Annotated in this window: 22 protein-coding genes; 12 read left to right on the forward strand and 10 right to left on the reverse strand. The window is 73.6% G+C overall.

Annotated elements, in window-relative coordinates; all coding sequences use genetic code 11:
- Positions 1-76: 76 nt before the first annotated feature.
- Positions 77-712 (reverse strand): SAM-dependent methyltransferase, encoded by a 636-nt coding sequence (locus J2S63_RS15275; protein ID WP_310303943.1) that lies wholly within the window; start codon positions 710-712, stop codon positions 77-79.
- Between the two features lie 122 nt (positions 713-834).
- On the opposite strand from J2S63_RS15275, the gene J2S63_RS15280 reads away from it, so the two are divergent.
- Positions 835-1434 carry a helix-turn-helix domain-containing protein gene (locus tag J2S63_RS15280; RefSeq protein WP_310303945.1) on the forward strand — a complete coding sequence of 200 codons (600 nt, stop codon included), beginning with the start codon at positions 835-837 and terminating at the stop codon, positions 1432-1434.
- Positions 1435-1511: 77 nt separating this feature from the next.
- Positions 1512-2339 carry an MOSC domain-containing protein gene (locus J2S63_RS15285; RefSeq protein WP_310303947.1) on the forward strand — a complete coding sequence of 276 codons (828 nt, stop codon included), beginning with the start codon at positions 1512-1514 and terminating at the stop codon, positions 2337-2339.
- Between the two features lie 16 nt (positions 2340-2355).
- Here J2S63_RS15285 and J2S63_RS15290 read toward each other — a convergent pair whose 3' ends face one another.
- The 3 genes from J2S63_RS15290 to J2S63_RS15300 form a co-directional block, all read right to left on the reverse strand.
- Positions 2356-4491 carry an ATP-binding protein gene (locus J2S63_RS15290; RefSeq protein ID WP_310303949.1) on the reverse strand — a complete coding sequence of 712 codons (2136 nt, stop codon included), beginning with the start codon at positions 4489-4491 and terminating at the stop codon, positions 2356-2358.
- An 87-nt stretch (positions 4492-4578) separates the two neighbouring features.
- Positions 4579-5610, reverse strand: coding sequence for an LLM class flavin-dependent oxidoreductase (locus J2S63_RS15295; protein WP_310303951.1), 1032 nt, complete (start codon positions 5608-5610; stop codon positions 4579-4581).
- Positions 5607-6821, reverse strand: coding sequence for a hypothetical protein (locus tag J2S63_RS15300; RefSeq protein WP_310303953.1), 1215 nt, complete (start codon positions 6819-6821; stop codon positions 5607-5609). The genes J2S63_RS15295 and J2S63_RS15300 overlap by 4 nt, the downstream gene beginning before the upstream one ends.
- 60 nt (positions 6822-6881) lie before the next feature.
- Between J2S63_RS15300 and J2S63_RS15305 the strand changes: the two genes are divergently transcribed.
- The 3 genes from J2S63_RS15305 to J2S63_RS15315 all read left to right on the forward strand — a co-directional run bounded on the left by J2S63_RS15305 (position 6882) and on the right by J2S63_RS15315 (position 9926).
- A complete protein-coding gene (locus tag J2S63_RS15305; protein ID WP_310303955.1) occupies positions 6882-8006 on the forward strand; it encodes an endonuclease/exonuclease/phosphatase family protein in 1125 nt (374 codons plus the stop codon).
- A 68-nt stretch (positions 8007-8074) separates the two neighbouring features.
- Positions 8075-9559 (forward strand): PQQ-binding-like beta-propeller repeat protein, encoded by a 1485-nt coding sequence (locus tag J2S63_RS15310; protein WP_310303957.1) that lies wholly within the window; start codon positions 8075-8077, stop codon positions 9557-9559.
- A 43-nt stretch (positions 9560-9602) separates the two neighbouring features.
- On the forward strand, positions 9603-9926 hold the full coding sequence (locus tag J2S63_RS15315) for a hypothetical protein (protein ID WP_310303959.1): 324 nt from the start codon (positions 9603-9605) through the stop codon (positions 9924-9926).
- 5 nt (positions 9927-9931) lie between these two features.
- Here J2S63_RS15315 and J2S63_RS15320 read toward each other — a convergent pair whose 3' ends face one another.
- On the reverse strand, positions 9932-10462 hold the full coding sequence (locus J2S63_RS15320; protein ID WP_310303960.1) for a glycine cleavage system transcriptional repressor: 531 nt from the start codon (positions 10460-10462) through the stop codon (positions 9932-9934).
- Positions 10463-10700: 238 nt separating this feature from the next.
- Positions 10701-11183: a PaaI family thioesterase gene (locus J2S63_RS15325; protein ID WP_310303961.1), complete on the reverse strand. Its 483-nt coding sequence runs from the start codon at positions 11181-11183 to the stop codon at positions 10701-10703.
- A 45-nt stretch (positions 11184-11228) separates the two neighbouring features.
- Between J2S63_RS15325 and J2S63_RS15330 the strand changes: the two genes are divergently transcribed.
- Genes J2S63_RS15330 through ppc form a run of 3 tightly spaced genes read left to right on the forward strand, consistent with a single transcriptional unit; the run spans position 11229 to position 15369 of the window.
- Entirely contained in the window at positions 11229-11837 is a 609-nt protein-coding gene (locus J2S63_RS15330) for a hypothetical protein (RefSeq protein ID WP_310303962.1), read from the forward strand.
- On the forward strand, positions 11834-12595 hold the full coding sequence (locus tag J2S63_RS15335; protein ID WP_310303964.1) for a crotonase/enoyl-CoA hydratase family protein: 762 nt from the start codon (positions 11834-11836) through the stop codon (positions 12593-12595). The genes J2S63_RS15330 and J2S63_RS15335 overlap by 4 nt, the downstream gene beginning before the upstream one ends.
- A 53-nt stretch (positions 12596-12648) precedes the next feature.
- Entirely contained in the window at positions 12649-15369 is a 2721-nt protein-coding gene (gene ppc / locus J2S63_RS15340) for a phosphoenolpyruvate carboxylase (RefSeq protein ID WP_310303966.1), read from the forward strand.
- Between the two features lie 13 nt (positions 15370-15382).
- Here the strand turns inward: ppc and J2S63_RS15345 are convergent, their stop codons facing one another.
- Both J2S63_RS15345 and J2S63_RS15350 read right to left on the reverse strand, forming a co-directional pair.
- Positions 15383-15835 carry a pyridoxamine 5'-phosphate oxidase family protein gene (locus J2S63_RS15345; RefSeq protein WP_310303968.1) on the reverse strand — a complete coding sequence of 151 codons (453 nt, stop codon included), beginning with the start codon at positions 15833-15835 and terminating at the stop codon, positions 15383-15385.
- 111 nt (positions 15836-15946) lie between these two features.
- On the reverse strand, positions 15947-16588 hold the full coding sequence (locus J2S63_RS15350) for a TetR/AcrR family transcriptional regulator (RefSeq protein WP_310303970.1): 642 nt from the start codon (positions 16586-16588) through the stop codon (positions 15947-15949).
- Positions 16589-16660: 72 nt separating this feature from the next.
- On the opposite strand from J2S63_RS15350, the gene J2S63_RS15355 reads away from it, so the two are divergent.
- Complete coding sequence (locus tag J2S63_RS15355) at positions 16661-17524, forward strand: LLM class F420-dependent oxidoreductase (RefSeq protein ID WP_310303972.1); 864 nt, start codon at positions 16661-16663, stop codon at positions 17522-17524.
- Between the two features lie 66 nt (positions 17525-17590).
- The gene (locus J2S63_RS15360; protein ID WP_310303974.1) at positions 17591-18667 is read left to right on the forward strand and encodes an NAD-dependent epimerase/dehydratase family protein; all 1077 of its coding nucleotides are present in this window, start codon (positions 17591-17593) and stop codon (positions 18665-18667) included.
- 12 nt (positions 18668-18679) lie between these two features.
- On the opposite strand, the gene J2S63_RS15365 is transcribed toward J2S63_RS15360, so the two are convergent.
- Together J2S63_RS15365 and J2S63_RS15370 are read right to left on the reverse strand one after the other, a co-directional pair.
- A complete protein-coding gene (locus tag J2S63_RS15365; protein WP_310303976.1) occupies positions 18680-18964 on the reverse strand; it encodes a lipopolysaccharide assembly protein LapA domain-containing protein in 285 nt (94 codons plus the stop codon).
- Between the two features lie 92 nt (positions 18965-19056).
- A complete protein-coding gene (locus J2S63_RS15370; protein WP_310303978.1) occupies positions 19057-21147 on the reverse strand; it encodes a hypothetical protein in 2091 nt (696 codons plus the stop codon).
- Between the two features lie 256 nt (positions 21148-21403).
- On the opposite strand from J2S63_RS15370, the gene J2S63_RS15375 reads away from it, so the two are divergent.
- Together J2S63_RS15375 and J2S63_RS15380 are read left to right on the forward strand one after the other, a co-directional pair.
- A complete protein-coding gene (locus J2S63_RS15375) occupies positions 21404-23683 on the forward strand; it encodes a DUF6351 family protein (protein WP_310303980.1) in 2280 nt (759 codons plus the stop codon).
- Positions 23680-24759, forward strand: coding sequence for an NAD-dependent epimerase/dehydratase family protein (locus tag J2S63_RS15380; protein WP_310303982.1), 1080 nt, complete (start codon positions 23680-23682; stop codon positions 24757-24759). The genes J2S63_RS15375 and J2S63_RS15380 overlap by 4 nt, the downstream gene beginning before the upstream one ends.
- Positions 24760-24772 lie beyond the last annotated feature (13 nt).

Raw genomic sequence — 24772 nt, forward strand, 5'->3', positions numbered from 1 at the left:
CTGATGCGCGCCCGTCGCGGTGTCGGCCGAGCTGGGGGGGTGCCGGCGGTGAGGCTCAGGGCTCAGGGCTCAGGGCTCAGGGGCGGCGGGTGGCGCGCACGACGACGTCGTGGATGGTCCTCTCGCGGCCGCCGGGGCCGGTCATGGTGCGCTGGGACTCCTCGGCGGTCACGACGTCCCACGTGGCCGGCTCCAGGAGCGCGGTGATGGCGGCCGCAGTCGCGGAAGCCTCGGCCGGCGGGTGGCCCTCATCCCGGTGCGTGTGGTCGTGCTGGCCGGGGTGGAGGTGGCCGACGATGAGCAGGGTGCCGCCCGGGGCGACCCAGGTGGCGATGCGCCCGTAGAACTCCAGCTGCGGGATGGCGGGGTGCGCGTAGTGGGTGGTGACGAGGTCGTAGGTGGCCTCGGGCTGCCAGGTCGAGAGGTCGGCCTGGACCCACTCCACCCGGGCGCCGAGTCCCGCGGTGGCGGCGCGCTCGCGGCCGAAGTCCAGCGCGGTGCGGGCGATGTCGGCCGCGGTGACCGTCCACCCCCGGCTCGCCAGCCAGATGGCTTCGGCGCCGCCGCCGCAGCCGGCGTCGAGGGCCGAGCCGGGCGCCAGGTCGGCCGCCTGGGCGAGCAGGTGCGGGTTCGGTGCGCTCGACCTCATGGCAGTCGCGCGGTCGCCGGACCAGATCCGGTCCCAGTAGTCGCTGTCGAAGGTGTGGTCCATCGGGTTCTCGGTCTCCTCAGTCGGGGGGCTGCGGCGAGCAGCGCACGACGAGGATGTCTCTCAGCAGGGCAGGAACGCAAAGACTGTTGCCGAATGGCAAAAGGCAACGCACGATGGCCGGCGTGGACATCGACCAGACCCTCGACGCCGTCGGCCCCCGCCTCAAGGAGCTGCGCCAGCGGCGCGACCTCACCCTCAGCGAGCTCTCCGCGGAGACCGGCATCTCGGTCAGCACCCTGTCGCGCCTCGAGGCCGGGCTCCGTCGACCCACCCTCGAGCAGCTCCTGCCGCTGGCTGCCTCGCACGGCGTGACCATCGACGAGCTCGTCGACGCGCCACCCGCCGGCGACCCGCGCATCACCCTCGAGCCGCTGCCGACCGACGACGGGCGCACCATCCTGCCGCTGAGCAGACGCCCCGGGGGCATCCAGGCGTACAAGTTCGTGCTCCCCGCAGGCCGAGACGACGACGAACCGGACCTGCGCACCCACGAGGGCTACGACTGGGCGTTCGTCCTCGACGGACAGCTACGTCTCGTCCTCGGCCAGCACGACCTCATCCTCAAGCCCGGCGAGGCCGCCGAGTTCGACACCCGTACCCCGCACTGGTTCGGTGCCACCAGCGCCGGCCCTGTCGAGTTCCTCAGCCTGGTCGGCAAGCAGGGCGAGCGCGCACACCTGCGAGCCGCACCGAGGCGTCGCCTGACGGATCCGAGCACGTAGCAGCCGACTGGCCATCGGCAGCACGACGTCCCCTGCCGCGTCGGGGCGGGACGGCTCGTGCCGCTTAGGCTCACGGCGTGCGGATCACCGGCCTCAGCCTCTTCCCGGTCAAGTCGATGGGCGGGGTCGACCTGACCGAGTCGGTGGTGACCCCGCTGGGCCTCGAGGGCGACCGCCGGTGGGCGGTGCTCGACGAGCAGGGGCGGACCCTGACCAGCCTCGAGCGGGCGGTGCTGTTCGGGGTGCGGGCCACGCCGACCCCGGCGGGGGTCCGGCTCGACCGGGGCGAGGAGACCGTCGAGGTGGCCGTGCCCGCCCTCGACGCACCGATGGTCGCCACCACGCTGAGCCGCATGGACCGGCTGCGTGCCGCGGACCCGGGGGCGTCGCGCTGGCTGTCCGGCGTGGTCGGTCGTGAGGTCGTGCTCGTCCACCAGGGCGACGACCTGCCCCGCTCGGTCTCGGAGGGCCACGGCGGCCGTCCGGGCGACCGGCTGAGCCTGGCCGACACCAACCCGCTCCACCTGGTCACCGAGAGCTCGGTGGACCGGCTCCGCGACTGGGTCACCGAGACCCAGGGCGAGGAGTGGCTGGCGCGCGAGGACGCCGTACGCCGGTTCCGCGCCAACCTGGTCGTCGACGGCGAGGAGCCGTTCGCGGAGGACGGGTGGCAGCGCCTGCGGGTCGGCGCGACGACCTACCGCCTCGGCGAGCTGTGCGACCGCTGCACGATGACCACCGTCGACCGTGACCTGGCGACGACCAAGGAGCCGATCCGGACCCTGGCGCGGCACCGCCGCTGGGACGGCGCGACGTGGTTCGGCGTCCGGCTCGTGCCGGAGCTCGACGGGCCGTCGAGCATCGCGGTGGGTGACGAGGTCGAGGTCCTCCCCGCCGGGTCCTAGCGCGGTCGGTCGCCGCTCACGCGCCCATCATGGCGTCCGCCGGAGTGCCCTCGTCGTCGTCCGCCGCGCTCGCGGTGGCCGCGACCGGCAGGGTGACGGTGACGGTGAGGCCCTGCCCGGGCGGGCTGCTGGCCTCGATGCGACCGCCGTGCCCGTGGACGATCGCCGCGACGACCGACAGGCCGAGGCCGGTGCCGTTGGCGACGTGCGGCTCGGCGTTGCTGGCGCGGTAGAAGCGGTCGAAGATCAGGGCGACCTCCTCCGACGGCACGCCGATCCCGTCGTCGGAGACGACCAGGCGCACGTCGGTGAGGTGGTGGTGGCGCAGGCTCACGCGGACCCGGCCGCCGGGACGGGAGTACTTCACGGCGTTGTCGACCAGGTTGTCGACGACCTGGCGCAGCCGCACCGGGTCGGCGTCGACGGTCGCGGCCTCCAGGTCGAGCTCGAGGTCGACCTCGTGCTCCCGGGCGGCGGCCTCGAAGTCCTCGCGCGCGCCGACCAGCACCTCGTCGAGGCGCACGGGCTGCCTGGCGAGCCGGATCATGCCCGTCTCCAGGCGGCTGAGGTCGAAGAAGTCGGAGAGCAACGACTCCATCTGCCGGCTGCGGCGGCTGATCGCCTCGAGGCCGTGGCGCCGGGCGAGGGGGTCGACGTCCTCGGCCATGAGGTACTCCGCATAGCCGCGGATGATCGTGAGGGGCGTGCGCATCTCGTGCCCGGCGATGGCGAGGAACTGGTTGCGCTGCTGGTCCAGCCGCTTGCGCCGGTGGACGTCGGAGGTGATGCCGTCGACCACCAGCCGGGCCCCGTCACGCCGTGGGAACCCGCGCGACCACATCCAGCGCACGGTCCCGTCGTCGGCCCGCATGCGGGTCTCGACCTCGGCGGGGTCGCCGAGCGCGAGGGTGTCGAAGAACGCCTCCAGGTCGGGGCGGTCCTCCTCCAGCGTCCGGCGGCGCAGCTGCTCGGCGAGGTCGACGCCGCCGAGGTCGACGCCGGTGAGGTCGTCGAGGCCCAGGACCGCCGCCGCGCTGGGGCTCAGGAAGGCCGCCGGCATCGAGCCGTCGAGGTGGACCTCGGCCGACCAGATCAGGTCCTCCAGCCGGGTGGTGACCCCGCGCAGCTGCTCGTCGGCCTCACGGGCACGCGACTCCGCGCGGCTGTGCCGGGCCGACAGCGACTGCACGAGCCCGCCGAGGAGCAGCGTGATGAGGAGGCCGAGCACGACCAGCGGCCACGGGGACCACTCCATCAGCGGCACGATCCGGTGCGAGTCGCCGTACGTCGAGAGGGTCCAGGTGCGCTGGGCGACCCGGACCGTGGTGGTGCGCCGCAGGTCCGGCTCGCCGGGGTACGACGGCGCGACGGTCGCGACGTCGACGCGCTGCCCGTCGGCCCCGGTGGCGGTGACCCGGGCGCCGATGACCCCCTGGGCCGACCTGCTGAGGATCCCGCCGGCGAAGTCCTGGCCGCGGATGCCCATGAGGATCCAGCCGCGCAGTCGTCCGTCGTGGCGCACCGGGACGGTCAGGGCGAAGGAGGACTGGCGCTGGTCGAACGGCAGGTCCCGGTCGATGAGGAGGACGTAGGACGGGGTGATCGTTGCCCGTCGGGTCGCGGCCGACTCGCGCAGGGCGGCGGCCGGTGCGGGAGCGACGGCGACGTCGATGCCGGTCCGGACCTGGCTCGCGCCGTCGAGGGCCGTGCTCATGATCGAGAAGATGTGCTCGTCGACGTCCGGCGACGGGACCATCGTGAGGCCGGCTGCCCCTCGCTCCCGCCACCGACGCTGCAGCGGGGCGACCCCGGCGTCGTCGACGGGCGGGGCGAGGAAGGCCACGCTCGTGGCCCCGGCGAGCCCCATGTCCCGCAGCGGCGCGACGGCGGTGTCGAACTGCTCCTGGGTGAAGCGGTGCGTCGAGCCCGCCGAGGCGGCGATGAGCCGCAGCGCGTCCTGGTAGCGGTCGGCCTCGCTCTGCACGGCTTGGGTCACCAGCGAGGCGCGGCGGTCCAGCCGGTCCTCGGCAGCCACGCGCAGCTGACGCTGGACCAGGCCCGAGGCCGCGGTGGTCACGACGAGCCCCGCGACCAGCACGACCGCCGCCGGGCGCGACACCGACAGCACGGTGCGGCGTGGGGCGGGGGGCATGTCGCGACCATAGGCGGCGCGAGCAGGCCGACGACGCCGCTACGACCATCTCGGGACCTTGGTCCCTTGACGTGTCACCCACCCGTGTCACCGGTCGTCGTGCAGCATCCTCCGGACGCGTGGGACGACCTCGTCACCGTAGAGACCGACGCACTCGAGCAGGTGGTCGTGGGGGAGCGGGCCGTTGGCGTACTTGAGGTCGAACCGCTGTGCCCCCAGCACCCGCAGGGTCTCCGCGACGCGGCGCGCGACGGTCTCGGGCGAGCCGACGAACACCGCCCCACGGTCGGCCTCGGCCTCGAACTGGTCGCGGGTCGTCGCGGGCCAGCCGCGCTCGCGCCCGATGCGGTCGCGGTTGGCCTTGAACGGCCCGAAGAGCAGGTCGCGGGCGGTCTGGTCGTCGGCGGCGACGAAGCCCGGGGCGTGCACCCCGATCGGCTGCGGCGGGTGGCCGAGCTCGGCGAGTGCACGCCGGTGCAGGTCGGCGTACGGCGCGAAGCGGGCGGGCGCGCCGCCGATGACCGCCAGCATCATCGGGAGACCGTGCCGGGCCGCGCGCACCACGGACTCCGGTGACCCGCCGACACCGACCCAGGTCGGCAGGCTGCCGCGCTCGGTGGTGGGGAACGCCCGCTGCCCGGTCAGCGGAGGGCGGACCGTGCCCTCCCAGTGGAGGGGGCCCTCGCGGCGCAGCGCCGTGAAGATCTCCAGCTTCTCCTCGAACAGGCGCTCATAGTCGTCGAGGTCGTGGCCGAACAGCGGGAACGACTCGGTGAACGACCCGCGACCCACGGTGACCTCGGCCCGCCCGTGGGAGAGCGCGTCGAGGGTGGCGAAGCGCTCGAAGACCCGGACCGGGTCGTCGGTGCTGAGGACCGTGACGGCCGTGCCGAGCAGGATGCGGCTGGTGCGCGCGGCGACCGCCGCGAGCACGACGTCGGGGGCCGAGATCGCGAAGTCCTCGCGGTGGTGCTCCCCGAGGCCGATCGCGTCGACGCCGACCGCGTCGGCGAGCACCGCCTGCTCGACCACGTCGCGCAGCACCTGGGCCTGGGAGGTCCCCTCGGTCACGTCGCCGAAGGTGTCGAGCCCGAAGGAGTACGCCGGCACGTCGGTCACGCCGCACCGCCGGTCACCTGGAGGATGCCCAGGCACATCTCGTCCGTGGTGCCCTCGCCCCACACGACGTAGCGCTCCTCCTGGCCGTCGAAGGCGGGCAGGACGTCGCGCAGCCCCTGGTCGTGGCGGCAGGTCACGCGGACCACGTTGCCCGGCTCGAGCCGCGCGGGCCGGCGCAGCGGGCGCGCCTGCTGGTTGTCGAAGTCCCACAACGGCATGTCGAGCAGGGTGCGGTGGCCGGGCCTGCCGGGGTTGAGCTCGATGCGGATCGACCGGCCCAGCAGGTGCATGTGTCCGGCCACGCCCATCACCGTCGTCGGCCGGCGGATCGTCCGGTCGCAGGTGGTCACCTGCCCGGGCCGGATCGCGGTGCCGCACAGCAGGTGGAGCAGGTCGGCGGCTCCGCCGGCCATGCCGAACCGGCGGTTGACGTCGGCCACGGACGTCTCGCGGTCGCACAGGGGGCTCGCGTCGTGGCCGGGGCGGCAGGGCAGCTCGACCGGCGCCGGCAGCAGCATCGTGGTGACCGGGGCGACGGGGCCACCGTCGGGGGCGCGGTCGGCGACCCGCAGGCGTGCGGCGGAGACGTCGGGGCCGTGCCCGACGAGCAGGTTGTAGTGGACCTGCATGACGATGCGGGAGCCCGCGGCCAGCCGGGTGCCGTAGCCGGGGCGCATCACCGACTCCCGCCCGCCGGGCGCCCAGGCGCCGAGCCACGGGGCGTCGTCGAGGCCGGTGCTCCCGCCGCCCATGCCCGTGCCGCCGAAGCACGTCCAGCCCTGGCCGCTGCTCACCGCGTCCTGGTCCTCGGCCTCCGCGACGTGCTCGGGCGGGACGGCGTAGAGGATCACGTGGTGGACGACCTCGGGGTTGCCCGGGCGCACGTCGACGCCGGTCACGAAGGTGTCCTCGGTCAGGCCGGGGTCGAGCAGGAAGCAGCGGTAGTCGTCGGTGCCGCCGCGGGTCGGCGCGCTGGGCTCGTAGGCCTCGGGCATCCGCAGGTCGAGCCGGCGCTCGCCCTCGCGCAGCGGGCGCTCGCGTCCGGCGGGCACGGGTCCGGCGGAGTGGCCCCCGGCCGAGCTGTCGCCGGGGCCGGCGGGGGCAGCGCTCGTCGTCCCCGCGGGTGGCGCGGACGCCCGCTCCTCGGGGCCACAGGCCGCGAGGAGGCCCGCTGCCAGCACGGCGGCGGCCAGGGCGGCAAGGGCTCGCATGCTCAGGAGTCTAGGTCGTTGGTCACTTGACCGACTCCCGTCGGGGGGCGAGGGTGCAGCATGAGGATCCCCCGCCTTCGTCGAGCACCCCGCGTCCTGGCCGGCCTGCTCGCGCTCCCGCTGCTCCTGCCCCTCGCGACCGCGCCCGCCGACGCCGCGTCGCCCCCGGTCCCCGCCGTCGCGGCCGACCCCGGGCGCACCGCCACGGTGATGACGCGCAACCTCTACCTCGGTGCCGAGCTCACCGACATCATCGACGCGCTCAGCAGCGGCAGCCAGAGCGCCGTCGTGATCGCCGCGACCTCGACCTGGCAGACCGTCCAGGACTCCCACCCCGCCGAGCGCATGGCGGCGGTGGCCGACGAGATCGTCGCGGCCGACCCGGCCGCTGTCGGCCTGCAGGAGGTCAGCACCTGGACGACGCTCCCGCTCGACCCCCGGACCCTGCAGCCGGCAGGCGCCCCGACCGTTCGTTACGACTTCCTCCAGCTGCTGCTCGACGCCCTCGCCGCGCGTGGCGTGTCCTACCACGCGGTCGACGGTGCGACCTCCACCAACTTCACCTCTGCGTTCATCCCGGTCCTCGTGGGGGGCGCTCCGAGTCAGGCGGTCAAGCTCGTCGACCGTGACGTGATCCTCGTCCGCGACGGGATCACGGCGACCAACGCCCACCACGGCAACTTCCAGACCGTCCTCCAGCCGCCCGCCGCACCGCTCAAGGTCGACCGCGGCTGGGGCTCGGCCGACCTGAGCACGCGCCAGGCGACGTTCCGGCTCGTCAACGCCCACACCGAGGCGTGGGGCCCCGAGCAGATCCGGGTCGGCGAGGTGCTCGAGCTGTTCGCGGCCCAGGACCAGATCGCCGCGCAGACCGGCGCGCTGCCCACGGTCTACGTCGGCGACTACAACTCCGCGGCTCCGTCCGGAGGTGGCTACCAGGCGCTGCGGACCCGCCTGTCCGACCTGGGCGGCACGCGGCCGACGTGCTGCCAGGAGGGGACCCTGACCGACCCGGTGCCGGCCTTCGACACCCGCATCGACCTGGTGCTCGGCACGGCCGGCGTCCGGGGGATCTCCTCGACCCGCACCGGCACCCAGCCGGTCGACCTGCCCGGTGACACGTGGTGGGCCAGCGACCACGCCGGCGTCGTCAGCCGACTGGTCTTCCCCGCCTCGGGCCGCTGAGGCCGATTGTGGACTGATCCACGCGACATTCGCCGTGACGTCGGGCGGTGCCGGGTCGTTGAGCGCGCATGCACGTGCGTCGCCACCGACTCGTCACCGCCCTCGTCACGTCCGCCCTCGGCCTGGTCGCCCTGGCCGGCACCTCCGTCGCCGCGCCCGTCGCCCCGATCCCACCCGGACCGGGCGACGCGACGGTGCCGTCGTTCATCGGCAGGGCCGCGGTCGACCGGCCGGTCGACGCGTTCCGGGTGCCGCAGCACCCGCACATGGCGCGCACGGGCTTCAACTCGATGCACGACGACGCCTATGCCACCGACGCCTACCGCGGCGGCGGTCCGCTCGGCAGGAGCCTCACCGTCACCAGCGCGACGTACGGCGTGGTGGAGTGCGCGACAGTGACCTTCGACAGCCGGGGGAGGCTGGTCGGGCTCTGCGGCGGGCTCGACGGCTTCCAGCTGATGCTGATCGACCCCGACACGCTCGAGCCCAGGGCCACGATGCAGACCTCGCGGCGCGACCTCACCTCGGGCAGCAACCCGCTGAGCGACCTGTGCGGAGGGGCGTACTTCTACCTCGACGACCGTGACCGCGCGATCGTCGAGACCGTCGACGGCACGGTGCGGGTGGTGCAGGTGACCGCCGACGGCTTCCGCCTCCGGCGGACGTACGACGCCAACGCGGCGATCCCCGACGGCGACTGCCTGATCGCGCTCCTGCCCGACTGGGACGGACGGATCTGGTTCGTCACCAAGGGTGGCGGGGTCGGCACGATCGACCGCGCGACCGGCCGGGTCCGCTCGCTGCGGCTGCCCGGCGAGAAGATCGTCAACTCCTTCGCCACCGACGAGACCGGCGGCGTCTACGTCGTCAGCGACCACGCGCTCTACCGCTTCGACGCCACCTCGACGGGACGTCCCCGGGTCACGTGGCGACAGCGCTACGACCGCGGCTCGACCCAGAAGCCGGGTCAGCTCTCGCAGGGCTCGGGCACGACGCCGACGCTGGTCGGCAAGGACCTCGTCGTCATCACCGACAACGCCGACCCGCGCATGCACGTGATCTCCTACGACCGGCGCCGCGGCGTGACCGGCCCGCGCAAGGTGTGCTCGGTCGCGGTCTTCCCGCGCGGTGCGAGCGCGACGGAGAACAGCCTGGTCGCGGTCGGGCGGTCGGTCGTCGCCGAGAACAACTACGGCTACGAGAACCCCTCCTCGACGATGTTCGGCAGGACCACCACACCCGGTGTCGCCAAGGTCGGGGTGGGGCGCGGCAACTGCGGTCCCCAGTGGACCTCGAAGGTCGTCGCTCCGACGTCGGTGCCCAAGGTGTCGCTGAGGTCCGGGCTGCTCTACGTCTACGGCAAGCCCGCCGGCCAGCCCGCCGACCCGTGGTACCTCACCGCGATCGACGTCCGCACCGGCCGGACCGCCTGGCAGCAGCTGACCGGCACCGGCCCGCACTACAACAACCACTACGCCGCGATCTACCTCGGACCCGACCGCACGGCGTACGTCGCGACGCTGGCCGGCCTGCTGAAGATCAAGGACGGCTGACCCGGCAGGGGATGTCGCGCCCCGCTCGGGGAAGGCTGGCCGCATGAGCGACGGGTCGTCGGAGGAGGCGCGGTGGTTCGTCGTGGACGGCCGGCGCTGGCGGCGCTCCGACCCCACACTGCCCAGCGAGGTGGAGGAGCGGCTGCTGCACCACCTGGGCCGCGGCCGCTCCGGCGTACGCACCGCGAAGCGGGCCGGCGACGAGGAGGCGCTGGCGGCGGCGCGCCACCGCGTCCGGGTCGCCAAGGTGGGTCTGGGCGAGCGGGGCGACCCGTGGTGGGAGCAGGACCCCGACGTCCGCGAGCGTCGCTGGACCGACGCGCTCGCCGGGCTCGACGGGCTCGACGGGCTCGACGGGCGCGAGTGACCGGTTCAGTCCTCGGTGGCGAGGGTGAGGTCGACCATCAGCTCGTCGGCGAGCTGCTCCAGCGAGCTGCGCAGGGCGGCCTCGTCCGCACCTGCCGGCGCCGCGAGCGTGGCGTGCGCCTCGAACAGCAGCCCGCCGGCCATCGGCGCCTCGCGCACCTCGGTCGTGAGCTCCTCGATGCTCACCCCGGCCCCGGCCAGCAGCGCCGAGATGTCGGCGACGATGCCGGGGCGGTCGGCACCGATCAGGTCGAGGGTGAACGGGGTGCCCGCGGGCGCGACCTCAGGCTCCTTCTCCGTGCGTTCCACCTGCACCGAGAGCCCGTGGTCGGACAGGGCCTCGAGGTCGGCCGTCAGCGCGTCGACCGAGGAGCTGGCGACCGAGACCTCGACGATGCCCGCGAACTTGCCTGCCAGGCGCGCCATCTGGCTGCGCTCCCAGCTCGCGCCGTTGGCCTTGAGCGGGGCGGACACCGCGGAGACGAGCCCGGCGCGGTCGTCGCCGAGCACGGTGAGGACGAGCGTGGTCATCGGCATGCGAGCAGCCTAGATCGATCTCGGCCACTCCGGCCCGGCCGCATTGATCGGTCACGGCCCGAGGACTGGTGGAATCGGTGCCACGAGGCGTCACCGAGCCCCCAGCCTTCGCCGGTCCGGTGGGGCGGCTGGCGAGCACTGAACAGCTCGGTGTCGTCAGGTGGCACCGAACTGCTCAGTGCCCCTGTGGTGGCCGGGCCCCGGCCTCATCGGAGCGGTCGATCAGCCGGGGCCGACGTCAGCGGGCGCGCCAGCGCTTCCAGACCGCGCGGGCCTCGGCGCGAACCTTGTCCTCGAAGACGATGCGGGACAGGACGGTCATCTCGGCCTCGGAGGACTCCAGCAGCTCGGCCTCCAGCGAGAGGTCCTCGTCGAGCGGGGTGGGCCGGCGGAAGGAGACGTCGAGGCCGGCGGTGACGTAGGGCAGCAGGGCGCCCGGCGGCGGCTCCCAGCCGTTGCGGTCGGCCTCGAGGATGACGGCCGCAGCGCCGTGGCAGTCCAGGACGGTCGAGATGATCCCGCCGTTGAGGTAGCCCACGCCGTTGTCGTGCTCGGGCCACGGGTGGAAGGTCCCCACGACCAGGCCCGAGCCGACGACGGTCTCGGACTCGTAGGACCGCAGCTTGAGCCCGCGCTCGTTGGCGTGCCCGCACCCGAAGCACGGGAGGTCGGGGTAGAGCCGTTCCTGGATGCTGCGCGTGTGCTCGGTCGCCGCGGTCATGCGGCGATCCTGCCACCGGACGGCCGCCTGCGGGATGCTGGGCCCATGGCGTACGACGCACCCCCTGCCCGCGCGGGCCGGCGCACGCGGCCCCCGAGCTGGTGGTGGTTCGCCGCCCCGGTGGTCCTCGGCGTCCTGGCGGTGGTGGTCGGCGCCGGAGCCTTCGTCTCGCTGCTGCACACCGTCGACACGAGGTACGGCGAGGTGCGGCCCGACGGCGAGCCGCACGCGATCAGCGTGCCCACTGCTCACCGCGTCGTGGTGATGGTCCCGACGCTCGGCAACACGGGGGACTGGACCTGCCGGGTCACGGACAGCCAGGGACGCGCGGTGACGACCTCCGACCCGAGCGGGACCTTCACCCTCGGTGGCGGCGAGGCGTCGGGCTGGCAGTCACTGCTCACCTTCGACCCGGCGGACGTGGACGGCGTGGGCGACACGAGCAAGGTGAGGGTCTACGTCGCGTGCCGGACGTCCGGCGTCGACATCGACGGCAACTCGGGCACGGTGCTCGTCGCGAAGGCACCTCAGAGCGGCACCCTGGTCGCGCTCGTCGCGCTGATGGTGCTGGGCCCGATCCTCCTGGGCGGCGCGGCCCTGGTGTGGCTGGTCGTGCTGGTCGTCCTCCAGGTCGTCAGGAGGTCGGGCGCATGAGCGTCACGGTCGACCGGGACGGCCCGGTCACGACGGTCACGATCAGCCGGCCCGAGCGGCGCAACGCCGTCGACGGGCCGACGGCCGCCGCGCTGGCCGAGGCCTTCCGTGCCTTCGACGCCGACGAGGAGGCGAGCGTCGCGGTGCTGTACGGCGACCACGGCACCTTCTGCGCCGGCGCGGACCTGACCGCGGTCGGCGGGCCCGACGGCAACCGGGTCGACCCGATGGGTCACGACGGCCCGATGGGCCCGACGCGGATGCGCCTGTCCAAGCCGGTCGTCGCGGCGATCGAGGGCCATGCCGTCGCGGGCGGGCTCGAGCTGGCGCTGTGGTGCGACCTGCGGGTCGCGGCGAGCGACGCCGTCCTCGGGGTGTTCTGCCGGCGCTGGGGCGTGCCGCTGATCGACGGCGGCACGGTGCGCCTGCCGCGGCTGATCGGCATCAGCCGCGCGATGGACCTCGTGCTCACCGGCCGCGCGGTGCACGCCGACGAGGCCGAGCGGATCGGCCTGGTCAACCGGGTCGTCGCGCCGGGCACGGCCAAGGAGGAGGCGCAGGCGCTCGCGCGCCGGATCGCCGCCCACCCGCAGCGCTGCGCCCGCAACGACCGCCTGTCCCTGCTCGAGCAGCACGGCCTGACCGAGGAGGAGGCCCTGGCCCGCGAGCTGGCGCTGGGGGAGGACTCGCTGCAGGACGTCGGGGTCGGGCTGGAGCGGTTCCGCTCGGGGGAGGGACGCCACGGACAGGGCACGTGACCGCCTGACGACATGACTCGCGGGTAGCCAGCGGGTGCGTGAAACTGGCCCATGTGAACGATCTAACGGCCCTGCCGGACGACACCGACGACGTCGCCGCCCCCGACGAGGCGCTGCGGGCCGACGTCCGCCTGGTCACCTCGATGCTCGGTGAGGCGCTGGTCCGCTCGGAGGGCCAGGACCTGCTCGACCTGGTCGAGCAGGTGCGCGCGCACGCCAAGAGCGACACGCTCGAGGACCTGCCCGAGCTCGACCTCGCGACGAGCGCGCGCCTCGCGCACGCGTTCACGGCGTACTTCCACCTCGCCAACGTCACCGAGCAGGTCCACCGCAGCCGTGCCCTGCTGCGCGCGCAGGAGGCCGAGGGCGGCTGGCTCGAGCGCACCTTCCGCCGCATCGCGGACAGCGACGACGGGACCGAGGTGCTCGCCGACGTGCTCGGCCAGGTGGGCGTGCGGCCGGTCTTCACCGCGCACCCGACCGAGGTGCAGCGCCGGTCCACCCTCGACAAGATGCGCCACGTCGCGCGGCTGCTCGACGAGCCGGCCTCCCGCCGCCGCGACCGCCGGCTGCGTGAGGAGATCGACCTGCTCTGGCTCACCGACGAGATCCGGGTCGAGCCGCCGGAGCCGGTCGACGAGGCACGCAACGGCGTCTACTACCTCGAGGGACTGGCCGCCGGCGCGCTGCCCGACGTCCTCGAGGAGCTGCGCGACCAGCTCGACGAGCTCGGCATCGAGCTGCCCGACGACGCGCGCCCGCTGCGCTTCGGCAGCTGGATCGGCGGCGACCGTGACGGCAACCCCAACGTGACCCCGTCGACCACGCGCGAGGTGCTCGACCTGCAGGCCGTGCACGGCATCCGCATGCTGCGCGCCGCGGTCGACCACCTGCGCCGCGACCTGTCCGTCAGCGAGAAGCTGTCGGGGGTCTCCGAGGCCGTGCGCGAGCGGCTGACCCAGCGCCTCGAGCACCTGCCCGAGGTCGAGAAGCGCTACCTGCGGCTCAACGCCGAGGAGCCCTACCGGCTGTTCCTCACCTGCATCCACCTGCGCCTCCGGCTGACCGAGCAGCGCATCAGCGAGCGCACCGGCCACGTCCCCGGCCGCGACTACGCCGACGACGACGAGCTGCTCTCCGACCTGAGGCTGCTGCGCGACTCGGTGGCCGAGCACCAGGGCGAGCTGCTCGCCGCCGGCGAGCTCGAGCGGCTGATCCGCACGGTCGCGGCGACCGGCCTGACCCTGGCCACCCTCGACGTGCGCGAGCACGCCGAGAAGCACCACGCCGTCCTCGCCACCCTGCTCGACCGCACCGGCGAGCTCGACAAGCCCTACGACGAGCTGTCGTCCGCCGAGCGCCTCGAGGTCCTCGGCGCCGAGCTGGCCGGACGCCGCCCGCTGGCCACGCGACCGCTGCCGCTGGAGGGCGACGAGGCCACGACCGCGGAGACCTTCGACGCGGTGCGCGAGGCGCTCGACGCCCTGGGCCCGCGCACGATCGAGAGCTACGTCATCTCGATGACCCGCGACGCCGACGACGTGCTCGCCGCGGTCGTCCTGGCTCGCGAGGCGGGGCTGGTCGACCTCGCCGCGGGGGTCGCCCGCATCGGGTTCGTGCCGCTGCTGGAGACCGTCGAGGAGCTGCAGCGCACCGAGGAGATCCTGCGCCGCCTGTTCGCCGACGAGTCCTACCGCGAGGTGCTGCGGCTGCGCGGCGACCTGCAGGAGGTCATGCTCGGCTACTCCGACTCCAACAAGTCCGGCGGCATCGCCCCGTCGCAGTGGCAGATCCAGCGAGCCCAGCGCGTGGCCCGCGACGTGGCGCTGGAGCACGGCGTGCGGCTGCGGTTCTTCCACGGTCGCGGCGGCTCGGTCGGCCGGGGCGGCGGCCCGACCTACCAGGCGATCATGGCGCTGCCCTACGGCACGGTCGACGGCGAGGTGAAGATCACCGAGCAGGGCGAGGTGATCAGCGACAAGTACGCCCTGCCGATCCTCGCCCGGCAGAACCTCGAGCTCTCCCTCGCCGCCACCCTCGAGGCCAGCGTCCTGCACCAGAAGGGCCGCCGCACCGAGGACCAGGCGCGCCGCTGGGACGCGACGATGGACGCGGTCGCCGACGCCGCGCACACGCGCTACCGCTCGCTGGTCGACCACCCGGGCCTGGCCGACTACTTCCTGGCCAGCACCCCGGTCGACCTGCTCGCCGAGCTGCACATCGGCTCGCGCCCGTCGCGCCGCCCCGACGCCGACGGCGGCATCGAGGGCCTGCGCGCGATCCCGTGGGTCTTCGGCTGGACGCAGTCGCGCCAGATCATCCCCGGCTGGTACGGCGTGGGGTCGGGCCTCGCGGCGGTCACCGACGAGGAGGCGCTGCGGGAGATGTACGCCGAGTGGCCGTTCTTCCGCACCTTCCTCGACAACGTGTCGATGACGCTGGCCAAGACCGACCTCGACATCGCCGCGACCTACGTGGCGGCGCTCGTGCCCGAGGAGCTGCACGAGCTGTTCGAGGACATCAAGGACGAGCACGCGCGGACCGTGGAGCAGGTGCTCGCGGTGACCGGGGAGGGGACGCTGCTCGGGGACAACCCGATCCTGCGCACGACGCTGGAGATCCGCGACCTCTACCTCGACCCGCTGCACCACCTCCAGGTCCAGCTGCTCGCACGGCGTCGCTCCGGCGGTGCCGACGGGGAGGACCCGCTGCTCGCCCGCGCGCTGCTGCTCACGGTCAACGGCATCGCGGCCGGCATGCGCAACACGGGCTGAGCCGGCACCACGCTCAGGCGTCGAGGCGGGCGTGCAGCCACGGGCGCTCGAGGACGAACCGGCGTCCCGACAGCTGCTCGGGCACGATCTCCACCACGTCGTACTTCAGCGTCGGCACCCAGGGGCGCAGCGGCAGCTGCTCGGCGCGGTGCGCCTCGTCCTCCTCCAGCCGCCGGGCCCGCCCGCGCACGATGACGCTCGAGGCCTCGTGCTCGTCGTACCGGTCGATCTCGAAGACCACCTGCGGGTGCAGCAGGACGCCGAGCAGCTTGGACCCCTCCGCGGTGCGGAACAGCAGGGTGGGTCCGTCGCGACCGGCGTCGTCGACCGCGTAGTTGACCGGCACCAGACCGACCTCGTCGCCGAGCGCGTAGGCCAGTCGTCCGAACTCGTCGGCGCGGAGCGCCGCCCAGCACTCCTCCGTGCTCAGCACGGTGACGACCTCGTCGTCGATGTCCTCGCCCATGACCCACCTCCGGTGGCTTCGCCATCGGCCGCGGCCCGAGCGGTCGCGACCACCCACCTCGACTCTAGGAGCGCCGGGCCCCCAGCGGGAGGTGTGCGCCTGTCTGGTGCATCACCACGCGGCGCCCGGCGGGCCGGACAGGTAGGCCCCGAGCGCCTCGGCGAGCCCGAGCCGCGCCTCGCCGGCGTCGGCGTACGTCGACAGGCGGCGCTCCAGGTGCAGGCCGCGCACCGCCCCGGGCAGCAGGCTGCGCACCCGCGCCAGGCGCACCGGGTCGACGTCGTACGCCGCGAATGCCGCCCGCACCTCCTCCTCCCACCTCTCGTCCCAGGCCCGGAGGGCCAGGGCGGTGTGGGGGTGGCTCGCCTCGAGCGCCGCCCGGTCGGGCGGGAGCGCGAGGCGCAGGTGGAGGATCGCGCGCATCCGCGGCCGGTCCAGGCCGTCCCACAGCAGGTCGACGATCTCGCGGACGCGCTCGGCGACACCGACGCCCGGGGCGCCCTCGCCGAGCATGGGGCCGGCCGGGGTCGCGTGCGCGAGCACCGCCGCCCACAGCCCGTCGACGTCGCCGAACTGGTGCTGGAGGGTGCCCCACGTGACCTCCGCCCGGCGGGCGACGAGGCTGGCGCTCGCGGCCTCGGGTCCCTCGGCCAGGCAGGCCAGCGCCGCGTCGAGGACCCGCGCTCGCGTCTCGAGCCCGCGGCGGTTGAGCCGCGTGCCGCGGGCGCTGAGGGGATGGTCAGCGGTCGTCACGCTGGCTATCCTCCTCCGGTGTCATAGAGACGTCTATGACAAGTCGACACGTCGAGCACGTCGGGGAGCGCCATGCGGCACGGCATCGTCCTGTTCACCAGCGACCGCGGGATCACCCCCGCCGAGGCCGCGCGCGCCGCCGAGGCCCACGGGTTCGACACGTTCTACGTCCCCGAGCACACCCACATCCCGGTCCGCCGCGACGCCGCGCACCCGGGCACGGGCGACGAGACGCTCCCCGATGACCGCTACCTCCGCACGCTCGACCCGTGGGTCTCGCTGGCCACCGCCGCCGCGGTCACCGAACGGATCCGCCTGGCCACCGCGGTGTGCCTGCCGGTCGAGTCCGACCCGATCACGCTCGCCAAGACCATCGCCACCCTCGACCACCTCTCCGGCGGCCGCGTCACCGTCGGCGCCGGCTTCGGCTGGAACACCGACGAGCTGGCCGACCACCACGTCCCCGCGGGCCGGCGCCGCACGGTCCTCCGCGAGTACGTCGAGGCGATGCGCGCGCTGTGGACCCAGGACGAGGCGTCGTACGACGGGGAGCACGTCTCGTTCGGGCCGTCGTGGGCCTGGCCCAAGCCGACCCAGCCCCACGTGCCGCTGGTCGTGGGCGCCGGGGGCGGCCCGCGGACCTTCGCCTGGATCGCCCGGCACGCCGACGGCTGGATGACCACGCCGGGCGAGGCCGACGTCGCCGACAAGGTCGCCCTGCTGCGCAGGACGTGGGCCGACGAGGGCCGTGAGGGTGAGCCGCAGCTGCACGTGCTGGCGACCAGCCGGCCGACCCCCGAGCTGCTCGAGCAGTGGGAGGAGCTCGGCGTGACCGACGCGGTCTGGGGCCTTCCGGACAGGTCGGCCGACGAGGTGGTGGCCTTCGTGGGGCGGCACGCCGAACGGCTGGGGATCGGGCCCGAACGGACGTCTTGAACCACGCGCCGCTCATGGGAGAGGGTGTGGCGCTCGGGGTCCGGTGCGCGAGGGGGGAGGCCAGGCATGCCTGAGGACAGGCCACCCGTGCTCGTCACGGGCGCGCTCGGCCACGTCGGACGCCACACCGTCCGCGCGCTGCTCGGGCGACGACGCCGGGTGGTGGCCACCGACCGGCGCACCCCGGCCACCGAGGCGCTGGCCCGCACCCTCCCCGAGTCGGTCGAGCTCCGGTGGGCCGACCTGACCGACGCCGACGAGGTGCACCGGCTGGTCGAGGAGGTCGAGCCGCTGGCCGTCGTCCACCTGGCCGCGATGATCCCGCCCTCCTCCTACGCCGCGCCGGAGCTGGCTCGTCGCGTCAACGTCGAGGGCACGCGCCACCTGGTCGCGGCGATCGAGTCGCTGATGGTCCGCGCGGAGCGCAACTGCCGACTGGTGCACTGCTCGTCGGTGGCCGTGCACGGGCCGCGCAACCCGCGCCGGGGCACCCTGCTGAGCGCGGAGACGCCGGTGCGGCCCGCCGACGTCTACGGCGCGACCAAGGCCGAGGCCGAGGCCCTCGTGCGCCGCTCCGGGGTGGACTGGACGATCCTGCGCCTGGGCGCCGTGGTCTTCCCCGACCTGACGATGACCGGCGACGTCGACACGCAGTACTTCTCCGCGATGCTCCCCTCCGACGGCCGCGTGCAGACCGTCGACGGACGTGACGTCGCCTTCGCCCTCGCGACCGCCGTGGGCGCCGACTGCTCGGGCCGCACGCTGATGATCGGCGGGGGCGAGAGCCACCGCATGACGCAGGGCGACCTGGTCCGCGCGATGGCGTGGGCGGTGGGCGTGCCCGGCGCGCTGCCGCCGGGGCGGCCGGGCGACCCGGACGACGACGACTCGTGGTTCTGCACCGACTGGATGGACACCGCCGAGGCGCAGCGGGTGCTGGGCTTCCAGCACCACACGTGGCGCGAGACCCGCAACGCCGTCGCCCACCACGCCGGGGTGCGGCGGTGGGTCAGCTGGCCGGCGATCCTGCCCGTGCGGGCCCTGCTCAGCGCGCGGTCGCCGCTGCGGGGGTTCCCCGGTCCGTTCGCGCCGATGTGGCGCGGCGTCGAGGCCCGCTGGGGCGAGGAGTCCCTGGCGCCCTGAGCGGGCGGGCGGTCAGCGGGTCCGGCGCACGCGCCGGCGCAGCTGCAGGATGCGCAGCGAGGCGGCGATGACCGCCAGGGCCAGTCCGGCTGCGGTGGCGATGAGCAGGGCGACCGACTGTGGCGCGGTGCCGCTCCAGCCGAGGAAGTTGACCTCGGCCTCCTGGGTGTTCTGCGCGATGAAGATGATGAGGAGCACCAGGAGGAGGCCGAGCCCCACCACGCCCGTCCACACCGCGCTGGTGCGCGACCCGCGCAGCGGGTCGTCGGGCGGTGGACCGGATGCGTGCTCGCTCACGCTCCGAACCTACCCGTCCCACCCACGGTCGGACGCCGCACGAGGGGTGCCCGGCGCGCGGCCGGGCACCCCTCGTGGTGCAGCAAAGTGGGTCAGCTCTTCTTCTGCTTGACCACCCACCAGTCGTAGCCCGCGTCGAGGACCGAGAGGTCACCGGTCGGCAGGTTGCTGATCGCCACGGTGAAGTCGGACTTCTTGCCGTTGGCGCACTTGGTCTCCAGCGTGCCCGTCCGGACCTTGCCGTCCGCGCCGGCCTCGTAGCGGTAGACGAAGTTGCCGGCCCCGTCGCGGATCTCCTCCGGGCTGGTGGTGCCCGGGGTGAGGTCGCACGCCGAGATGACCTGCACGACCCAGTTGTTGGTCTGCTTGCCGTCGGTCTGGGTCCACTCGTCACCCTCGGACGAGACCGCGGCAGGGACGCCGTTCACGGTCACGTCGTCGATGAACCAGCCCGTGTCGAGGTAGGCCGCGTCGGTGGAGTAGCGCCACCTCACGTCGGTCGCCCCGGCGGGCAGGGTGACGGAGTACTGGCGGTAGGTCGGCTCGTCGACGAAGTACGCCCCGCCCGAGGTGCCGGTGATGCCGTTGCCCTCGGTGTTGTTGCCCTGCGGGTCGTCATCGGTCGAGACGACCGCGCCGGTCGCCTTGTCGGTGACGGGCACCGTCTGCCACTCGCCGTCGACCAGGGCCTCGACGAAGCCGTAGTCCCAGCCCTCCTCGATGAAGTGCCAGTTCCAGAAGTCGACCGTCTCGCCGCCGGTCACCGGGGTGTCGAGCCCGAGCACGTGGTCGGACTGGCTCTGGTAGCCGCCCCACCAGTGGGTGTCGCCGGAGTGCGGCGCGACCTGGGCGTTGGGGTCGCCGTCGAAGGCGAGCGAGACCCGCGGGCCGGGGTTGCGCAACTTCTCGTAGGAGACGCCGAACGGCAGCGCCTGCGAGGCCGGCCGGTTCTTCAGCCGGTTGAACTTCGCCTGGGGCAGCGCACCCTGGTAGCTGCCGCGGTCGTCCCAGAACAGCTCGTTGGCCAGGTCCACCGTCCAGCCACCGGAGGCGGGACCGAGGTCGATGTTCTTCAGGTCCCACAGCGGCGACTTCTCGTCGTCGAGGTACATCGCGACCGCCCAGTCCTTGAACAGCTCGGCAGCGGACTCCAGCTGCTTGTCGCCGGAGGCGTTCCAGGTGTCGATGGCGTTCTGCACGCCCTCCATGCCGTCGGCCGGCTCGGCGAAGATGTCCTTGATCAGCTGGTCCCCGGTCTGGCCGCCCTGGAACTCCAGGTCGGGCTCGAGGCTGCCACCGCCGTTGCCGCCGGCCTGCTCCCACAGGTAGAGGAAGTAGCTGAACGACGCGCCGTAGTTCTCCAGGCCGCCGCCCCACCGGGTCAGCGAGGTCTCGCGGTGGAAGACCTGCTGGTAGGTCAGGTGGCTGCCGGTCATGTCGAAGCCGTTGAGGAACGCCGCGGTGTCGGCCAGGCCCTCGTCGACCCAGGACAGCTCGCCGGGGTCGGAGTAGTTCATCAGCATGTGCTCGAGCTCGTGGGCGATGACGCCCTCGTAGAGCTCGGGGCGGTCGTTGTCGGGGTTGCCGTCGCTCCACGGCTCGGTGTTCGGGTCCTCGCCGATGCGGTTGGCCCAGTCGAGGGCGTCGATCACCATGACGTTCATCCCGAGGCTGTCGGCGGAGAGGTACTCCGGCGCGAAGTAGCCCGCGGTGTAGGTGCTCACCGAGCAGTCGTAGTAGTTCTCGTCCTGGACGTTGTAGACCAGCGTGACCAGGGCGTCGCTGTCGCCGCCCTCGGGGGTGCCCAGCTCGCCGAAGTGATCCTCGTCGACGGCGAGGATCTGGTCCTCCAGCTTGGCGCCGAGGTAGTCGACCTGGGCCTGGGTGACCTTGAAGTCCGCGGGGTCGGCATCCGCGCACGGGGTGAAGTCGTCCGCCGGGTTGGGGTCGAACGACGGGTCCAGGCTGTGCACGCCGGACGGACCGTCGAAGGCGCCCTGCGGGACGTAGACGTAGACCGGGGTCCCCGAGTCGGTCTCGCCCGCGTAGGCACGCTCGAACGGCTGGTAGTAGGTGCCGCCGGCCTCGCTGTCGGTGATCGGCACCGTGATGGTGGCGTCGCCGGCGCTGCCGTAGTCGGCCGGGGGGGTGCTGCTGTGGCTGGCCATCGCGGGGGCGGCCACCGCCCCGAGGCTGACCGAGGTGGCGAGTGCAACGCCTGCGGCGACCAAGCGCCGTCGTCGGAGAATCTTCATCGATCCTGCTTCCTGGGTGGGAGACGAGCAGTGCTGAGCGTCCAGGAGCGGACGCCCTGGCAACGTACGTCGACCTCCGGAAGGTTGTCGAGACACCTGCAGGGGTGGGTCGACCACCCCTCACTGAACGTGAGGACTGATCAGGTCTGCGTAGCCAGGGGCCGCCTGGGTCGTTGAGGAGCGCATGAGGTCACGTCCCCTGCTCGCCGCCGTGCTGAGCGTCGCCGCGTCGCTCGCGGTCCTGCCCGCCCTGACCAGCCCGGCCAGCGCCGCGGCGAGGCCGCTGTCGATCCAGGTGGTCTCGACCCGCGCCGACCTGGTCTCCGGTGGCGACGCCCTCCTGCGCGTCCCGCTGCCGTCGGGCGTCTCGCCGTCGTCGGTGCGGATGTCGCTCAACGGGCGTGACGTCACCTCCCAGTTCGCCCGGCGGCCCGACGGGACGTACGCCGGCCTGCTCACCGGCCTGCGTCTGGGCGACAACACCGTGCGGGCCACCGCCCCGGGCTGGTCCGGCAGCCGCACGGTCACCAACCACCCCCAGGGCGGACCGATCTTCGCGGGGCCGCAGCTGGGCCCCTACCAGTGCCAGGCAGGGGCGAAGGACGCGCAGTGCAACCAGGCGCCGACGTACTCCTTCCTCTACAAGAGCACCGACCCGACCAAGCAGGGCCTGCAGCCCTACGACCCGAAGAACCCGCCCTCGGACGTCGCCACGACCACGACCGACCAGGGCCGGACCGTCCCCTTCGTCGTACGCCGCGAGGACGGCATGGCCGACCGTGACCGCTACTCCGTCCTCACGCTCTTCACTCCCGGCAAGGGCTGGAAGCCGTGGGCGGCGCAGAAGCAGTGGAACCACAAGGTGCTGGTCACCCACGGCGGCGGCTGCGGGGCGTCCTTCACCCCGGGCACGGTGCGGCTCGAGGACTACGCCGGCACGATCCCCTTCGACTTCCCCGGCACCGAGCAGACCTACGTCACCGCGCTCGGCAAGGGCTTCGCGGTCGCGTCCGCGGCGCTCAACAACACCGGGCACCAGTGCAACCTCCCGCAGGAGGCCGAGGCGATGATGATGCTCAAGGAGCGCGTCGTCGAGGCCTACGGCCCGATCCGCTACACGATCGGCACCGGCTGCTCCGGCGGCTCGATCGCGCAGCACACGATCGCCAACGCCTACCCCGGCATCTACCAGGGCCTGGTCACCACCTGCTCCTACCCCGACGTGCTCACCGCCGGCGCGCAGTTCGCCGACTACCACCTGCTGCGCAACTACTTCGAGAACCCGCAGAAGTGGGGCGCTCCCTGGAGCCCGACCCAGATGGCCGACGTCGAGGGCCACCTGAGCCACGTCAACGCCGTCGTCGCCGACGAGGGGCTGTTCAAGGAGGCGATCAACCCCGAGTCGGCCTGCCCCGGCAGCAAGGACACCGTCCCCGGCGACCGGACCACGCGCTACGACTCCGAGACCAACCCCGGCGGCGTCCGCTGCTCGATCCTCGACATGATGGTCACCACCCTCGGCAAGCGCCCCAGCAGCGTCTGGACACCCTGGGAGAAGGCCGCGGGCACCGGGTTCACCGGGGTCCCGTTCGCCAACCAGGGCGTGATGTACGGCTTCGAGCCGCTGAAGCGCGGCACGATCACGCTGGCGCAGTTCCTCGACCTCAACGAGAAGGTCGGCGGGCTCGACATCAACGCCGACCACTCCGCGACCCGCATCGCGGGCGACCCGGTCGCCCTGCGCAACGTCTACCGCTCCGGGCTGGTCAACGAGGCCGACCACATGTCGGGGGTCGCGATGATCAACCACGGCGGCCCCGACCCGGGCATCGCGCACGACTACGCCCACGCGTTCTGGACCGAGGAGCGGCTGCAGCGCGCGCAGGGCGACACCGACAACCGCGTGATGTGGTTCGGCACCACCCCGCTGATCGGTGACCCGCGCTGGGCCGGCGAGGCGTTCCTCAAGATGGACAAGTGGCTCGCCGCGGTCGAGAAGGACAGGCGCGACCTGCCGCTGGCCACCAAGATCGCCGAGGACCGCCCGGCCGACGTCACCGACCGGTGCCAGGACGTGCCCGGCGTCGAGCTGGTGGGCACCCCCGCCGAGCCCGTGTGCCGGCAGGACGCGTTGCAGCTGCACCTGTCGACCCCGCGCGAGCAGGCCGGCGACGACGTCGCCAACGACCGGGTCGCCTGCCGGCTGAAGCCCCTGACCAAGGACCTGTTCTCGTTCCTGCTGGTCCCCCTGTCGGACGTCGACCTCGCCCGCCTGCAGAAGGTGTTCCCCGACGGCGTCTGCGACTACAGCAGGCCCGGGATCGGCCAGGGACCGGCGGAGACGTGGCTGACCTACGGCACGCCCACCACCCCGACGTACGGCGGGACGAACCTGCCCGCCCGGCCGGCCGGGTCCGCGACCGGCTGGCAGAGCGCGAGCTTCGCCGGCCTCCTCGCCGAGTGACCCGCACCCCGCCGTCCGCGGTGCGGCCCGTCCTGGTCACCGGTGCCCTCGGCAACCTCGGCCGCCTGCTCCTCGAGGAGCTCGCGGGACGTGGGGTGGCCGTGGTCGCCACCGACCTGCGGACCCCCGCGACCGAGAGGGCCGCGGCCGCGCACCCCGGGGTCCACGTGGACTGGGCCGACCTCCGTGACCCGGCAGAGGTACGCCGGCTGGTGGCGACCCACCGCCCGCGGGCGCTCGTGCACCTGGCCGCGATCATCCCGCCGGCGGCCTACCACGACCCGGACCTGACCCGGGCGGTCAACGTGACCGCCACCGGCCACGTCGCGGAGGCCGTCGCCGCGGCGGCCGAGCCCTGCCGGCTCGTGCTCGCCTCGAGCATGGCGGTCTACGGCTCGCGCAACCCGCACACTACCGAGCCGGGGGTGACCGCGCAGACGCCGGCCCGGCCGTGCGAGCTCTACGGCCACCACAAGCTCGAGGCCGAGGCGCTCGTGCGGCGCGTCCCGAGCCACGTCGTCCTGCGCGTCGCGGCCGTCGTGGTGCCCGACAGCCTGCTCGCCCTCGACCCGGAGTCGGCCCACCTCGAGGCGCTGCTGCCGGTCGACGGGCGGGTGCACGTGGTCGACGGGCGCGACGTGGCGACGGCCCTCGCCGCGGCCACCGACCCTGCCGTCGACTGCGAGGGCCGCACCCTGCTCGTCGGGGGCGACGACTCGTGCCGCCTGCGCCAGGGTCAGCTGACCGAGGAGATGACGGCGGCGGTGGGCCTGCGCGGCGCCCTGCCGCCGGGCCTGCCGGGCGACCCGGCCGACGAGGACGGCTGGTTCTGCGTGGAGTGGATGGACACCACCGAGGCGCAGGCGCTGCTCGGCTTCCAGCACCACTCCTGGCCCGACATGCTGCGTGAGGCCCGTGCGGCGGTCGGCTGGAAGCGGCCGCTGCTGCGGGCCGCGGCGCCGCTCGCTCGCCTGTGGTTCTCCCTCACCCCGCCCCGCCGCGGACGGCGCGGGCCGTGGGCGCACGTGTGGGCCGACGTCACCGCCCGGTGGGGCGACGGCGCGACCGGCCGCTGAGCGACCTGGGAGC

The organism is Nocardioides marmoribigeumensis (assembly GCF_031458325.1).
Taxonomy (GTDB): Bacteria; Actinomycetota; Actinomycetes; order Propionibacteriales; family Nocardioidaceae; genus Marmoricola_A; species Marmoricola_A marmoribigeumensis.